The organism is Pseudonocardia parietis (assembly GCF_017876315.1).
Lineage (GTDB): Bacteria > Actinomycetota > Actinomycetes > Mycobacteriales > Pseudonocardiaceae > Pseudonocardia > Pseudonocardia parietis.
Window position 1 is genome coordinate 120,744 of the sequence record NZ_JAGINU010000004.1, and the last position, 14,646, is coordinate 135,389.

Below are 14,646 nucleotides of genomic sequence, written 5' to 3' on the forward strand. Positions count from 1 at the left end.
GGTGCGGCGTCCCGCTGCCGGAGGGTAGTCGGCGCGACCGGCGCTACTGCAGCCACCTCTGCCGCAGCATAGCTTCCAACGGGCGACGCGCAGCCGGCGAGACACCGCCGGCGCGCTGGTCGCACCCGGCGCTGGAGGCGCCCGATTCGCGGCTGCGCGCCGCTGCTGGGCACGCCCGTGACCTGGCCGCGGCCCACGGATGGTCGCGGTCCACCCTGACCTGCGCCCTCGACGGGCTGACCGTCCTGCTCACCGACCACCCGGCCGACGAGCCGGTCGCGCTGAGCACGCTGCGCACCAGCATGCCGCGACACACCTCCCGGCCCCGGGTGACCGAGATCCTCACCGACCTCGGACTACTCCACGACACACCCAGCCCGCGATCCGGGCCTGGATCACGTGGCGCACCGGCGAGCTGCCTGCAGCCTTCGCCGCCGACGTCCGCGCCTGGCTGCTGGTGCTCCTCGACGGCGACGGACTCGAACCCGAGACAGTCTGCGATCCGGGCACCGGAAACGCGGTGGGTTCCCGCTGAACATCCTTCAGCCAGTGCGAACTCACGGAGGTTGGGCTGTTAAGGAGCGTGTCACCAGGGGCAAAGTAGCTTGGTGCAGCTTTGACCAGCATCACTCCTGGCAGCAGGCTGATGCTTGCTACAGCGTCACGTACTCGCGGACCTTGCCGCGGACATGCGGGCGCTGATCGCCGAGGGCGATACCCATGTTCGGGAGCTGGCGGGTGATCTGGAGGTCGGTCAGTGGCGGCCCGACCGGGACGTCGGCGTAGCCGCGGTCGTCCTCGTCCCACGCTGACAGGTCGCCGGTGACGGCGCGGATGCGGGCCACGGCGCCGTCGACGACGTAGACCATCGCCTTGAGCCGCGCCCGGCGGGTAGCGGCGATCGGGAACCACTTGCGGTCGGCTTCGAGTTGGGCCTTCTCGCCGGCGCCGGTCTCGCCGTAGCGCCGGTTGGTGTGGTCGATCTTCGGGCGGCTGTTGCGGTAGATGATCAGCGCGCAGTCCCGGCCGTCGCCGTACGTGTGCAGCGCCCGGTAGAGGGTGCTGCGCCCGACGCGGAAGATCTCGGCGATTTGGTCGACGGTGTGCCGCCCGGAGTCGTACATCTGCTGGGCGGTGTCGAGCTGGCGCTGCGAGAGCGCGGCTGGGTGGCCGCCGACCCGGCCGCGGGCCCGGGCGGCCGCCAGCCCGTCCATCGTGCCTTCGACGATCATCTCGCTGGGCTGCACGGTGCGCTGCTGGCTGCTCGAGCGGCCGGGCACACTCACGTCCACCTCGACGGCATGCTGATCCGCACCGACCGATCCAGAGCCCTCGGGCCGAACGCCGGGGTCGATCTGTGGTGGTCGGGTAAGCACCGCCACCACGGCGGGAACGTCCAGGTCCTCACCGCACCTGACGGGTGGCCGCTGTGGATCTCGCCGGTCCGTCCCGGCCGGGAGCACGACACCACCTGCGCCCGCGCTCACGACGGGCTCCTCGACGCCATCGACGGCTGGACCGACCAGACCCACGTCGTGCTCGCCGACCCTCGGCTACGAGGGCGAGAACACCCGGCTGACCTGCCCGTTCAAGGCCCCGGCCGGAGGTGGGCTGCCCGTGGACCAGCGCGCCTACAACATGCTGCACTCCGCCACGCGAGCGCTGGCCGAGCGCGGGAACTCGCTGCTCAAGACCACGTTCCGCGCCCTGCGCCGGGTCAGCCTGTGTCCCTGGCGGATCGGCGCGATCACCGCCGCTGCGCTCGTCCTGCTCCACCACGAACACGACCGGACGACCTGATCAACTCTCTACTGGGAAAGATTCACTGTCACGCTCCGTTCTGTGGGAGCCCGGGGGTGCGATTCCCCCGGGCCACCCGACCGCCGGACACGTCTTGCGGGCGTGGCCGGTGTTGAGCAGCCGAACATCACCGTGCGCGTCGGATCCGAGTCAAGACCGCCCACCGCTGGGGCCACTCGACCCACTCGCTGCCCCTGATCAACATGTCAATCGCTCCTTAAATGGACTAATTATTATTTGCAACTTGGTGGCAGCTGCATCTACGCTGCCAGCTGTGATCGCGCTGCGGAACACCGTCGTCCCGTTGCTCGCCGTCGTCGCCGTCGTGACGGTCGGCTGCGCGGCGCCGACCCCGGCCCCCGGAGAGCCCGCCCCGGCCGGGGACGGAACCGAGCTGACCCTCGCCGACGGCTACGAGCCCGACGACCTCAACCCGTTGCTGGGCTACGGCGCGGAGGGGGCGAGCAAGTTCTACGACGGCCTCTACGCCCGTGACGGCGAGCGGAACCTGCAGCCCGCACTGGCCGCCGCGGAGGCGACCCCGTCACCGGACCAGCGGACCTGGACGGTCCCGCTGCGCCGCGGCGTCACGTTCCATGACGGCTCCACGCTCGGCCCGGAGGACGTCGTCGCCACCTATCGGGCGGTGCTCGCCCCGGACCGGGCGGCCACGATCCGCTCGACCGTCCCGATGCTCACCGCGGTCGAGCCGGTCGGCACCGACGCCGTCCGGTTCGAACTGGCCTACCCGTACGGCTCGTTCCCGGCCCGGCTGACCTCGGGGATCCTGCCGTCGGAGGTGCTCGAGGGCGGCGGACCGGTGTCGGAGCTGCCGGTGAACACCCGCGCCGTCGGGACCGGTCCCTACTCGCTCGGGGAGTGGCGCCGCGGCGACACGATGATCATGAAGGCGAACGAGCGGTACTGGGGTGGCGCGCCCGCGGTGAAACGGGTGACCGTCGTGTTCGCCACCGACGACAACACCCGTGCCCAGCGCGTCGCGGCCGGTGAGTTCGACGGCACCGTGCTGCCGCCCGCCCTCGCGAAGGCGGTCGCCGAGCAGAGCGGGATGGAGCTGCGTGAGCACGCCAGTGCGGACTACCGCACGATCTCCCTGCCGTTCGCTGATCCGGTTGCGGCCGACCCGGCGATCCGCGCAGCGCTCAACCGAGCCGTGAACCGGCAGGGCATGGTCGACGCGCTGCTCGCCGGGCAGGGACAGCCCGCCTTCCACCCGATCCCCGGCGTACTGCCCGACCAGGTCGAGCCGGCCGCCGAGTTCACCTACGACCCGGCCGAGGCCGCACGCATCCTGGACGAGGCCGGGTGGGTCCCGGGCCCGGACGGCGTCCGAGCCCGCGACGGGCGGACCGCGAGCTTCACGCTGATGTACCCGGCCACCGACACCATCCGCCGCGACCTCGCGCAAGCCTTCGCCTCCGACGCCCGCGCGGCCGGGATCGACGTGCGGCTGGAGGGACTCGGCTGGGAGGCCATCGAGCCGCGGATGGGCCGCGACGCGCTGGTGCTCGGTGGCGGCGACCCGTTCGACCCGGGCTTCAAGTCCTGGCAGTTGCTGCACTCCTCGAACGCCGCCGACGGGTTCAACAATCCCGGCTCCTACGCGAACCCGCAGGTCGACGCGGCCCTCGACGCCGCGTTGCGGGCTCCGGACGAGGCGAGCCGCACCGAGCAGATCCGGGCCTTCCAGCGCGCCTACGTCGCCGACCCCGGGATGGTCTTCCTGGTCTTCGTCGGTCACAGCTACGTCGCACAGGACCGCTGGGACGGCTACGTGCCCGTCGTGGAGCCGCACACCCACGGCGTCACCTGGGGGCCGTGGTGGAACCTCGAGGACTGGACGCCGAAGCCGTGACCGCACCCGCGCTCCCCGACCGCCGGCGCGGCCGCGCGCTCGCCCGGCTCGTCGGGCTGCGGGTCCTGGTCGGCGTCCCGACGGTGCTCCTGGTCGCCGTGGCGGTGTTCCTGCTGGCCGCGGCGTCGCCGTTCCGCCCGGTGTACCAGTACTTCGGTGTCGGGATCTTCTCGGCGAGCGACGAGGACATCGCCGCTGCCGAACGGGCGCTCGGCCTCGACGGAGGGGTGTTCGACCAGCTCGGCCGGTGGCTCGCCGGGCTGCTCACCGGCGACCTCGGGCAGAGCCTGTCGATGCGTCAGCCGGTGACCCAGGTGATCGTCGAGCGACTCCCGTGGACGCTGCTGCTCGCCGGCCTGGCCCTGCTGGTCTCGCTGGTGCTGGCACTGACCGCCGGGACCGTCGCGGCCTGGCGGCAGGGCGGCTGGTTCGACCGGGCCGTCACCGCTGTCGGGCACACGCTGGAGGGGCTGCCGCCGTTCGTGCTGGCGCTCGGGGCGATCGCGGTGTTCGCCGTCGCCTGGCCGGTACTCCCGGTCGCCGGGCTCACCGACGCCGGCGTGGCACCGACGTTCACACAGGTGGGCAGGCACGTCGCGCTGCCCGCCGTGGTGCTGGGGGTCTCCCAGACGCCGTGGCTGGTACTGCACGTGCGCGCCTCGTTGATCTCCGCGCTGGACGACGACCACGTCGCCGGGGCCCGGGCCCGCGGGCTGCCCGAGCCGGTCGTGGTGCTCCGGCACGCGCTGCCGACGGCGCTGCTGCCGTTCGTCACCGTGCTCGGCAACCGGCTGCCCGAGTTGGTGACCGGGGCGGTGCTGGTGGAGACGGTCTTCTCCTGGCCGGGCATCGCCGCGGCCGTGGTGTCCGCTGCGCTCGCGGTGGACTTCCCGCTGCTCGCGGCCCTGACCCTGCTCTCGGCGATCGCGGTGCTGGCCGGGTCGCTGGTCGCCGACATGACCGTGCTGCTGCTCGATCCCCGGGTGGATGCCGATGTCTGACTCTGCTCTGCTCACCGGGACGCACCACCGCCGCGACCCAGGCCCGTGGCGCCCGGCCGGGCGTCCCCGCTCCGGCTCGCCGCGCGGGCGGCGCACCTCCGGGCGGGCCCGGCTGCTCGCCGGTGCGTCCGGCCTGCTCGTGCTGGTCCTGGCGGCGGTGCTGGTGCCCCGGCTCGGTGGTCTGGACGAGGGGGCCGTCGACTACACCGCGATCCGCCTCCCGCCCTCGGCCGCGCATCCGTTCGGCACCGACTCGGTGGGACGTGACGTGCTGCTGCGCTCGTTCGCCGGGCTGTGGGTGTCCCTGCAGGTCGCCGCGGCCTGCGCGGTTCTCTCCACGGTGATCGGCACCCTGTTCGGTGCGCTGTCCGGGCTGCTCGGCGGCTGGTACGACCGGCTGCTCATGCGGGTGGTGGACGCCGTCAACGCCGTCCCGCACCTGCTGCTCGGCATCGTGATCGTGGCCCTCTACCGGGGCAGCGTCCTCGCGGTGATCGCCTCGATCGGCCTCACCCACTGGACGACGGTGGCCCGGGTCGTGCGCGCCGAGATCCTCTCGCTGCGCGGGCGGCCGTTCGTCGACGCCGCGATCTCCGGGGGTGCGTCCCGGATGCGGGTGCTGCGCCGGCACCTGCTGCCGGCGGTCGTGCCGCAGGCCGTGCTGTCGGCGGTGCTGATCCTGCCGCACGCGGTGTGGCACGAGACGGCGCTGAGCTTCCTCGGACTCGGCCTGCCCCCGCACCTGGCGAGCCTGGGCACGATCCTCGGCGAGGGGAGACAGGCGGTGCTGCTCGGGTCGTGGTGGATCGTGGTGTTCCCGTCGCTGTTGCTCGCGGCGACGACGCTCTGCGTCGCCGGGGTCGCAGCGTGGTGGCGCGACCGGACGCTGCCCCGCCGTCGTTCGGAGCAGGCCCTGTGACCGGGCGGGACGGCGGCGCCGGAATCGGCACCGGTGCGCACCCGCCGGTCGGCGGCGGCCCCGCCCCGGTGCTGTCGATCCGCGGTCTCGACGTCGCGTTCCGGGTCGGCCGCGGACCCCGGGCCCGGACCGTGCGTGCGGTCACCGGCGCCGACCTGGACCTGCGGCCCGGGCGGCTGACCGCCCTGGTCGGTGAGTCCGGCTGCGGCAAGTCGGTGCTCACCGAGGCCCTGACCGGGCTGCTCCCGGGCACCGCGGCGGTGCGCGGGTCGGCCGTGCTGGCGCCGCCGGTGCGTTCCGCGGAACGCGATCCGGAGCCGATCGAGCTGACGGGCGCCCCGGAGCCCGTGCTGCGCGACCGCGTCCGCGGGCGTCTGATCGGCCTTGTCCCGCAGTCGGCCGCCACCCACCTCACCCCGACCCGCACGGTCGGTGCCCAGCTGCGGGAGACGATCGCCCGGCTCGGCACGGTCACCACCGCGGCCGAGCTCCTGGACCGGGCCGCGCTGACCGCGCACGTGCGGGGTCTGTACCCGCACGAGCTCTCCGGCGGTCAGGCCCAGCGGGCCGGGCTGGCGTGCGCGCTGGCCGGGGATCCGCCGGTGCTGCTGGCCGACGAACCGACCGCGGGGCTGGACCGGCCACTGGTCGAGCACGTCACGGCGCTGCTGGCCGATCTGGCCGGCCAGGGCCACGCCGTCCTGCTGATCACCCACGACCTGCGGGCCGTGCGGGAGGTCGCGGACGACGTCGCCGTCATGTATGCGTCCCGGCTGGTGGAGACCGGACCCGCCGCCTGCGTCTTCGCCGGTCCCTGGCACCCCTACACCGCGGGCCTTTTCGGGGCGCTGCCGGATGCCGGGTTCACCCCGGTACCGGGGCACCCGCCAGAGCTCTCCGCGCTGCCCGACGGCTGCCCGTTCGCCCCGCGCTGTGCGGTTCCGGAGTCGTGCTCCGGCGATCCCGCGCCGGTGCGCCACGGCGAGCGCACAGTGTCCTGCCACGTCCCCCGGCGGTGGCGATGAGCCTGCGTGCGGAGCAGGTGACCGCCGGCTGGCGGCCGGGGCACGCCGTCGTCGACGGCGTCGACCTGACCGTCGAACCCGGCACGGTGACCGGGCTGGCCGGCCCGTCGGGCTGCGGGAAGTCCACCCTGACCCGGGTGCTGGCGCTGCTGCACACCCCGTGGTCCGGAACCGTGACGGTCGACGGCGAGCCGGTCCGCCGGTTCCGGTTCGGTGCCCCCGCGGCACTGCGCCGCCGGATCGGGGTGGTGTTCCAGTCGCCCCGCGCCGCCGCCGACCCCCGCCTCTCCCTGGAACGGATCGTCGCCGAACCACTCCTGGCGGCCGGCACACCGTCCTCCGGAGTCGGCGAGCGGGTGGACGAGGTCGCCGCGCTCGTCGGGCTCACCCCCGAGCTACGGTCCCGGCGCCCGCACGAGGTGTCCGACGGCCAGCTGCAGCGCGCCTGCCTGGCCCGCGCGCTGGCCCCACGGCCCGATTACCTGCTGTGTGACGAGATGACCGCGATGCTCGACGCCTCCACCACGGCGGCACTGGTGTCCGTGGTGTCCGCCGAGGTGTCCGGCCGCGGTCTGGGGGTCCTGGCCGTCTCCCACGACGAGCCGCTGCTCGCCGCGTGGGCCGGCGAGGTCGTGCGGCCCTGGATCACCCGGTGACACCGATGCCCTCGGATGCCGCTCGACGCCAACCTGGGCGGAGCTCGTGAGCGCGATGAGCCCGGTGTTGTTCTGGCTGCTGGGTTCGCTGTCCCAGGCCCGGTGGAGCTCGGGGCGCCCTGACCACGGTCATCCCTGCCGCGATCCAGGCTTCGACGTCGTCTTCGAGGGCTATGACGCTGCGGTGGGCCGAGCGGTGCAACGCCAGCGGAGCGCACGTCGACGAGCACGGCGCCGCATCTCCTTCGGCTACGACGACGTCCTGGTGCTGCGCGGGGTATCAATCTCCGCCGGGGGTCTGCAGGATCGCCCCGCACAGCGCCAACGCCGCGCCGACCACGATCCCCAGCAGCACTCGCGGGCGCGCACCTGCCACACGATCGCCACCTGTGCCGGGCTTGCGTCGAGCGCGGTGGGCAGCCTAGCGCGCGGTTGCCGATGATCGCGGTCACCGTGCCGGGAGGCACCGCGACCGCCCCCAAGCCGGTCGCAACCGGGGCGTTGACCGCGAGCAGTGCGACTAGACGCTGCTGGATCGTGGCGTTGGCCAGCCCCGATCCCGAGTCGATCGCCAGCACGTTCGCGCCCCGACGATGCGGCCGTGACATCAACTCGCGTACGTAGAACGCGATGTGCGCGCGGTTCGCGGTGACCGGGTCGACATCCTCCCGCTCGCACATCAGCAGGTACTCGGCCAGCCCCCGTGCGTAGGCGTCGATCGTACGCGGGGCCCGACCAAGATCCGTCCAGATCTGCAGCCACCCCGCCGCCCGCTCATGCCGGCCGAACACCGTCCACTTCTCCGTCAGCGCCGTCGTGCCGCTCAAGCCATCTCCCAAGTCCGTGGTCGTACCCGGGAGACATGATCACCCGGTCAGATTCCACGTAACTTTTAAAATGCTCAAACGGCAAATGTACGGACGCGCGGGCGACGCCCTCCTACGCCACCGCATCCTGCTCGGGTGAGGGAAGCTTTCCGTCACCACCGAATTTGGGCCAGAGCCCCTGCCATGACACGCCCCCGAGCGATGGTTGGCCACCCGGCCCGGCCAGGGCCAACAGGTCGAATCGCCAGGAGGCCGAGACGGCACCGGCCTGGTGCTCCCCTCTCCCCTCCCCAAGCAGGGGGAGGCGCTCCACACCTTCCCGGCAGGAGACTCCCGAGATGACGTTGACTGACGGGGTAGCCGCCACGCTCCTGCGGGGAGGCGTACTGTTCCTCGACTACGACGAGCATGAGATTGGCGCGCTCTTACTTAAAGCGGGCGGCAGCGCGCGCCCCCAGGACCAAGAGGCCTTCCACCAGCTCATCGATGGGGCGATGGGCCTCGCCCGGGACATGACCGGACGCACCATCAACTCGCGGCGGCTGTACGCGCCCCAATCCGCGAAGCTGGCTGGACTAGCCTGCCCCGTCGGGACCCGCTACCTGACCACGCACGGTGAGTCTCCGATGCTGGACCTCAACCGCCTGGCCGGGACCGGAATCACCTTCCTGCGGTGCCCGGTACGAGTTGCCCCTTCCACCCCACCCGCCGAGCTGCGCGAATACGCACAACACGTGCGGCGAAGCCAGCGCCACGGACTCCTCCCGGTAGTGGAGATCGACACCGACACTGAAGAACGCTTCCTGCACAAGGCAAGAACGGCGGCGACCCGAGCCCTGATGCGGGCCCAAACAGCCCTGGACTACGCCGACGTCGAACCTACGGCGCTCCTGTACGCACTGCGGCCCGTTGTCCCCGGCCCCCACAGCCATGATCCTGGTGCACCTGATGACATCGCCCGCGCGACGCTACGGGCCGTGACCGACTCCGGCATACCGGATAGGGCTGGCATCCTGGTCCTTCCGGTGCGTCGCCACGGCGGAAGTCACGCCGTAAGTGCCCACCTCGCCGCTCTACGTCGCGCTGACCCGAACCGCCCCATCGGCTACGGCCTCGGCCGGTCCCTACTCGGACGGCTCGCCCGGTTGTGGCGGGGTCGTCCAGACAACACCGATCTGGCACGACGCGAACTCCGCGATACTTTCCACCTCCTCAGCACCACGCTGCGCACATGCACCCAGTAGCGTCCCTGCGAGAATTGAGCTTGACCCCTGACGCCGGACACGTCGCCTGAGGTGGACTCGGTCCACCAGGGAGGATGTTGTTCGTGCCTGCACCTCACCCGCCGGAGTTCCGGCGCCGCGCCGTGGACCTTGCTCGTGCCGGCGACAAGCCGGTGTCTGCGATCGCGAAAGAGCTGTCGATTTCGGAGTCGTGTTTGCGGAACTGGATGGCCCAGGCCGACGCCGACGACACCGGTGGCTCCGAATCGCGACTGAACAGCGCCGAGAAGCGCGAGCTGGTCGAGCTCCGCAAGGAGAAGCGGCGGCTTGAGGTGGAGAACGAGATTCTCAAGCGCGCGGCCGCGTATTTTGCACGGGAGAACGTTCTCCCAAAGTAGTTTTCCCGCTGGTCCGTGAACTCGCCGACGACGGATTTGACGTCGCGGTGACCTGCCGGGTCCTTGGCGTGCGCCGCCAGGGCTACTACGAATGGCGATCCGGGCATAAATCCGTTCGAGCCGCGGAGAACGAGTTGCTGCTCAAACACATCACCACGATCCACGAAGAATCCCGGGGAACGTACGGGTGGCCGCGTGTCCACGCCGAGCTCACGCTCGGACTGGGGCAGGTGGTCAACCACAAGCGCGTCGCCAGGCTGATGCGCGAGGCCGGAATCCAGGGCCTCTACCGGCGGCGACGCCGCGGCTGCACAGTCCGCGACCCGCACGCCGAGCCCTACGCCGACCTGGTCGACCGGGACTTCACGGTCGACGGCCCGAACGAATTGTGGTGTACCGACATCACCGAACATCCCACCGAGGAAGGGAAAGTATATTGTGCCGCGGTCCTCGACGCCTATTCTCGGCGCGTCGTGGGCTGGTCGATCGATGACAACATGCGCACCGAACTCGTCACCGACGCGCTCGGCATGGCGATCACTCGCCGCAGCCCCGAACCGTACTCAGCGATCCTGCACTCCGACCACGGCTCGCAATTCACGTCCTGGGCGTTCGGACGCCGGCTGATAGATGCCGGACTCGTCGGCTCCATGGGCTCGATCGGCGATTGTTACGACAACTCGATGGTCGAGTCCTTCTGGGGGACGCTGCAGCTAGAACTGCTCGACTCAAGAACCTGGAAAACCCGCGCCGATCTTGCCAACGCGATATTCGAGTGGATAGAGTGCTGGTACAATCCGATCAGGCGTCACTCCAGCATCGGAATGCTCAGCCCGGTCGACTACGAAGCAGCCCAGATCCCGCCAGACCAAGATCACTGACCCCACTCCGTCAGTGTCCGGCGCAGGGGGCCAAGCTCAAATCGCGTGTGCGGTGGGCACACGTTCGAACTTCCCGCTCGACTTATCGGCTGGACCAGGTGGGCCGACGCAAAGCGCGGCCCACGATCTCGGCGACCGCGATCTCTGTCAACGGATCTTGAAAATTGGATCCGGCGACAGGCGTGTCATCGCGAGACGTTCGCCGAGGCGTTCCCGCATCTGGCCGGGCGGTATCGGCGCAGCACCCATGCGCTCCAGATAGTGTTGCGATGAGCTCACCGGCTCGGCCGGGGCTGGACCGGATCTTGCGCAGGATCTTCCAGTTCTTCAGCGGCGTTGACCCGCTCACCCGGCCCGCGGCGACGGCACCTGAGACCACACCGACATGGACATGATCCATGGCTGAGGTTCCCCCGGTTTCCCGGAGTCTGGGTCATCTGTGATCGTCGCGCTGGGCGCGATGGTAGGCGTCCTCGTACTCGTCGGGTGAGAGTCCGCCGAGCCCGGCCTGGATCCGGCGGGAGTTGTACCAGCCGTCGATGTAGCGCAGCAGGGCGTGCTCGGCCTCGGCGCGGGTGGTGAACGTCGTGCCCGGCCAGTACACGAGCTCGACCTTGAGCGTGGACCACAGGTTCTCCGCGAGGGCGTTGGTGTGTCTTGAAGGGAGCAGAGGGAGTCTGATGTAGAAGACAGATGATCGATGTAACCATGCTGTTGTGGAGATGAAGGTAGGTCCTTCGGCATCGGCATACAGGTGCTGGTGTCAAACCACCACGAGCTGCTGTGGTGAATGAGTCATGGTAGTGAGCGTCGTGGAAAAGCCGTCGTAAGAGGCGGCAGGTGTGAGTCAAGAAGGCGAACGAAAGTGAACCATCGAGGACGTGTCGTTAAGCCAGGTGGCATCAAAACCGGGGCGTTAATGGGCTCTTCCGGATTCAGAGTGCGAGGGCTCCGCAGTGCAGTAGCGATCTGACGCGGTAGTTGATCAGGTTGCGGAAGCCCAGTGCGTTGCGGCGGAGTGCTTCGAGACGGCCGTTGATGGCCTCGGTCGGGCCGTTGGAGGCTCGGTGGTCGAAGTAGGCCAGGACGTCGTCGCGGCGCCGGTGCAGGGTCCGTCCGAGGGTGGCGAGCTCGTCGAGCCCGGCCGGTAGCCCGCTGCGGACCCGGTCGATCACCGCGGCGAGCTGAGTCTTGCCGTGTCGGCGGTCGGTGGTCGCGTAGGCAGCGATGATCTGCTGATAGGCCCACCAGGTGACCTCGACCGCGACGTGCTCGTCGGCGGCGAACACCGTCTCGAGCCGGGATCTCTGCTTGTCGGTGAGCAGCGCGAGACGGGTCCGCAGGGTGCGCCGTGCTCGGTAGAGCGGGTCACCGGCGCGACCGCGGTGGCCGAGGGTGTCCTGTTGGACGCGTTGGCGACACAGGTCGAGCTTGTGCCCGGCCAGGGCGACGACGTGGAACGGGTCCATCACCGTGACCGCGTCCGGGACCGCGTCGGCGGCGGCATTCTTGTAGCCGCCGAACCCGTCCATCGCCACGACCCGGACTCCGTCGCGGAACGCCGGGTCGCGGGCGTCGAGCCACGTCTTCAGGGCCTGCGCCGAGCGTCCCGGGATCAGGTCGAGCAGCCGCGCACGACCCTGACCAGCCACGACTGCGGTGAGGTCGGTGATCACTGTGACGAACCCGTCGCCGTCGGCGCCGAACACGTGCGCCCACTTGTGTTCGTCGACCCCGATCACCCGCACCCCGTCCAGGCGGGCGGGGCCGGCGGAGAGCAGCAGCGCTTCGGTCGCGGCGACCGCGACGGCGTTCACGGTGTCCCACGAGCAGCCGAGTTCGCGGGCGACCGCTGCGACGGTGGTCTTGTCGATCGCCAAGCGACGCAACACATAGCCCGCGCAGCGCCGAGTGGTCGAGGCCCTGGGCCGGGCCAACCGGGACGAGTCGTGGACGAAGATCTCGCGGGCGCAGCCGTCATGGACACAGCGGTAGCGCGGCACCCGCACTCGCAGCTGCAGCGGATGCCCGACCACCGGGACATCGGCGACCCGGCGCTCGGCGCTGTCGCGGTAGACCCCGACCACCCCGCACCCCGGGCAGCCGCCGGGACCGTCGGTGAGCAGGTCGCACCACAGCACCGTGGTCTCACCGTCCAGTGCGGCGTCGGTGATCCGCACCCCGAGCTCGACGGTACGGACGATCGTGTCGGCCACGATCTGAGCGGGCGGGCACGTAGGCTGCGACATCGGGTCCCCGGGATCGTTGCTGATGTTGGCGTAGGAACCGTCATCATCAACTTCTCGGGGCCCACCTCAGCGCAGCGACACGACCCCACTCCCGCGGTCGGTCACGCCCTCACCTGCACTCCATTTCCGGAAGAGCCGGAAATCAGAAGCAGTCGTGCCTCGTTCTTAACGGCTTCCATGACGTCCCTCCTGTTCATCATCCGTTGACTAAAAGTGGCACGACGAAGTGAATCAGCACAAGATCGCGCGCAGATGTGACCACGATCGAGCTACAGTTTTCGTGCGATTTCGGCCTGGTCTTACCGACGGTGGAAATTCAAGAGAAAAAACTACAGAGCGCACGCAGCGGATAACGAGCCTCGCCAGCGAGTGGAGGCGCGAAACGCGTCGGTAGGTACTCCACCCTCAGCGCAGGAGCGTCTCGGTGGCGGGGACGCCGGTCGGGGGTGGTGAGGCCGATCCGGCCGAGCGCGAGTAGCACCAGGGAGGCGCTCACGCCGACGAGGGCGAGCGCCACCGGGAGCCCGAGGCGTCCGGATAGAAACCCGACGGCCGGTGGCCCGCCGAGGTAGGCGAGGTAGCCGCACGCGGTGACCTTCGCGGTCACGGAACCGGCGTTGTCGGGGTCGCGTGCGCCGGCGGCGCTCATCACCATCGGGAACAGCGGACCGATCGCCAGTCCCGCCAGCACGGTGCCGGCGAGCAGGCCCGCCGGACTTGACTGCAACGCCGACACCGCGACCGTGACCAGCAGCGTCGATGACGACGTGACCACCACCGTCCGCGGGCCCACCGCGCGCAGCACACGGGCGGAAAACGCCCGGGACAGCGTCATCGCCGAGCTGAACGCAGCAACGATGAGTGCCGCGACCGTCGCGTCGGAAAACGGGGGGCCGCTCGCGAGCACCGCCGTCCAGTCGGTGAGTACGCCCTCGAGCAGCAGCGCGCTGACCGCCAGTAGGACAAGGAACAGCAGCGCCGGGATGTGGGCGTTGCTCGGACCGGCCCGGTCCGGAGACCCGCAGGCGCGCGGTACCGCGGTCGGGAGCGCGGGCCAGACCGCCCCCAGCAGCACGAGTAGCATGGCGCCGACGACCAGGAAGTGCTGCAGAATCGGCATCGCGGCCGCCGCGGCCGTTCCGCCGCCGATCGCACCACCCAGCACTCCGGCGCTGTAGGCACCGTGCAAGCCGGGCATCAAGGCGCGCCCGTCGACAGCCTCCAGCTCGACTGCGGCGGTGTTCATCGCGACATCGAGCGCGCCGCTGGCCGCACCGAGCAGGGCCAGGGTCAGCGTCAACGACACCAGGCCCCCGGCCAGGCCGAGCAGCGGCAGCGCGCCGGCGAACACCAACGCAGCCACCCGACACACCGAGCGGGACGAACACCACCGGAGAAGGCCGCCGATAGCCAAGAGCGCCGGAAGGGACTCGGCAGCGACACCGAGCAGGGCGATACCCAACCGCGGCTCGCTAAACCCGAGGTCGTTCTTGACCGTCGGAATACGCGGCGCCCAGCTGGACAGCACGGCTCCGTTGAGAAAGAAGACGCCCGTGAGGGCAACACGCGGCGACCACCACAGGACCATGACAGGACTCCCGAAGTCGCCCTGTCGGCGTTACACAACCGGTCACCCCGGACGATCAGGATGACTGCCCAAGAACATAACAACCAGGACTCCGGTCATCCACGACCAGATCGTCGTGCGGACCCCCGGACGACATCGTCTCCTGGGTCGATTTTGCGAACCAGTCGAGCGCCCCGACGAGCGGGCAGCGTCGGGTGTGATGC

The 14,646-nt window shown here is 70.4% G+C and carries 13 protein-coding genes and 1 pseudogene; 9 read left to right on the forward strand and 5 right to left on the reverse strand.

The features are described 5' to 3' along the window. Window positions 1-653 precede the first annotated feature (653 nt). Window positions 654-1,232: a helix-turn-helix domain-containing protein gene (locus JOF36_RS36720; RefSeq protein ID WP_307862808.1), complete on the reverse strand. Its 579-nt coding sequence runs from the start codon at window positions 1,230-1,232 to the stop codon at window positions 654-656. 6 nt (window positions 1,233-1,238) lie between these two features. On the opposite strand from JOF36_RS36720, the pseudogene JOF36_RS36725 reads away from it, so the two are divergent. The 6 genes and pseudogenes from JOF36_RS36725 to JOF36_RS36750 form a co-directional block, all read left to right on the forward strand. Further along, window positions 1,239-1,800: pseudogene (locus JOF36_RS36725) on the forward strand (HARBI1 family protein); the annotation flags it as partial. 274 nt (window positions 1,801-2,074) lie between these two features. Then, a complete protein-coding gene (locus tag JOF36_RS36730) occupies window positions 2,075-3,676 on the forward strand; it encodes an ABC transporter substrate-binding protein (RefSeq protein ID WP_210036846.1) in 1,602 nt (533 codons plus the stop codon). Continuing rightward, window positions 3,673-4,677 carry an ABC transporter permease gene (locus JOF36_RS36735; protein WP_210036847.1) on the forward strand — a complete coding sequence of 335 codons (1,005 nt, stop codon included), beginning with the start codon at window positions 3,673-3,675 and terminating at the stop codon, window positions 4,675-4,677. Before JOF36_RS36730 ends, JOF36_RS36735 begins: the two co-directional genes overlap by 4 nt. Beyond that, window positions 4,670-5,596 (forward strand): ABC transporter permease, encoded by a 927-nt coding sequence (locus JOF36_RS36740; RefSeq protein ID WP_210036848.1) that lies wholly within the window; start codon window positions 4,670-4,672, stop codon window positions 5,594-5,596. Before JOF36_RS36735 ends, JOF36_RS36740 begins: the two co-directional genes overlap by 8 nt. Beyond that, a complete protein-coding gene (locus JOF36_RS36745) occupies window positions 5,593-6,621 on the forward strand; it encodes an ABC transporter ATP-binding protein (RefSeq protein ID WP_307862809.1) in 1,029 nt (342 codons plus the stop codon). Before JOF36_RS36740 ends, JOF36_RS36745 begins: the two co-directional genes overlap by 4 nt. Then, window positions 6,618-7,277: an ABC transporter ATP-binding protein gene (locus JOF36_RS36750; RefSeq protein ID WP_210036849.1), complete on the forward strand. Its 660-nt coding sequence runs from the start codon at window positions 6,618-6,620 to the stop codon at window positions 7,275-7,277. The genes JOF36_RS36745 and JOF36_RS36750 overlap by 4 nt, the downstream gene beginning before the upstream one ends. A gap of 280 nt (window positions 7,278-7,557) precedes the next feature. Here JOF36_RS36750 and JOF36_RS39795 read toward each other — a convergent pair whose 3' ends face one another. After that, entirely contained in the window at window positions 7,558-7,653 is a 96-nt protein-coding gene (locus tag JOF36_RS39795) for an iron ABC transporter permease (protein ID WP_245353238.1), read from the reverse strand. A 789-nt stretch (window positions 7,654-8,442) separates the two neighbouring features. Here JOF36_RS39795 and JOF36_RS36755 point away from each other — a divergent pair. The 3 genes from JOF36_RS36755 (at window position 8,443) to JOF36_RS36765 (ending at window position 10,606) form a co-directional block, all read left to right on the forward strand. Continuing rightward, window positions 8,443-9,348, forward strand: coding sequence for a class I fructose-bisphosphate aldolase (locus tag JOF36_RS36755; protein WP_210036850.1), 906 nt, complete (start codon window positions 8,443-8,445; stop codon window positions 9,346-9,348). 83 nt (window positions 9,349-9,431) lie between these two features. Beyond that, a complete protein-coding gene (locus tag JOF36_RS36760; protein WP_210036843.1) occupies window positions 9,432-9,725 on the forward strand; it encodes a transposase in 294 nt (97 codons plus the stop codon). A 47-nt stretch (window positions 9,726-9,772) separates the two neighbouring features. Then, the gene (locus tag JOF36_RS36765) at window positions 9,773-10,606 is read left to right on the forward strand and encodes an IS3 family transposase (RefSeq protein WP_307862810.1); all 834 of its coding nucleotides are present in this window, start codon (window positions 9,773-9,775) and stop codon (window positions 10,604-10,606) included. Window positions 10,607-11,039: 433 nt separating this feature from the next. On the opposite strand, the gene JOF36_RS36770 is transcribed toward JOF36_RS36765, so the two are convergent. The 3 genes from JOF36_RS36770 to JOF36_RS36780 form a co-directional block, all read right to left on the reverse strand. After that, complete coding sequence (locus tag JOF36_RS36770) at window positions 11,040-11,360, reverse strand: IS3 family transposase (protein ID WP_307862836.1); 321 nt, start codon at window positions 11,358-11,360, stop codon at window positions 11,040-11,042. A 181-nt stretch (window positions 11,361-11,541) separates the two neighbouring features. After that, window positions 11,542-12,822 carry an ISL3 family transposase gene (locus JOF36_RS36775; protein WP_307862784.1) on the reverse strand — a complete coding sequence of 427 codons (1,281 nt, stop codon included), beginning with the start codon at window positions 12,820-12,822 and terminating at the stop codon, window positions 11,542-11,544. A gap of 349 nt (window positions 12,823-13,171) precedes the next feature. Beyond that, window positions 13,172-14,218: an MFS transporter gene (locus JOF36_RS36780; RefSeq protein WP_210036852.1), complete on the reverse strand. Its 1,047-nt coding sequence runs from the start codon at window positions 14,216-14,218 to the stop codon at window positions 13,172-13,174. Window positions 14,219-14,646: the final 428 nt, after the last annotated feature.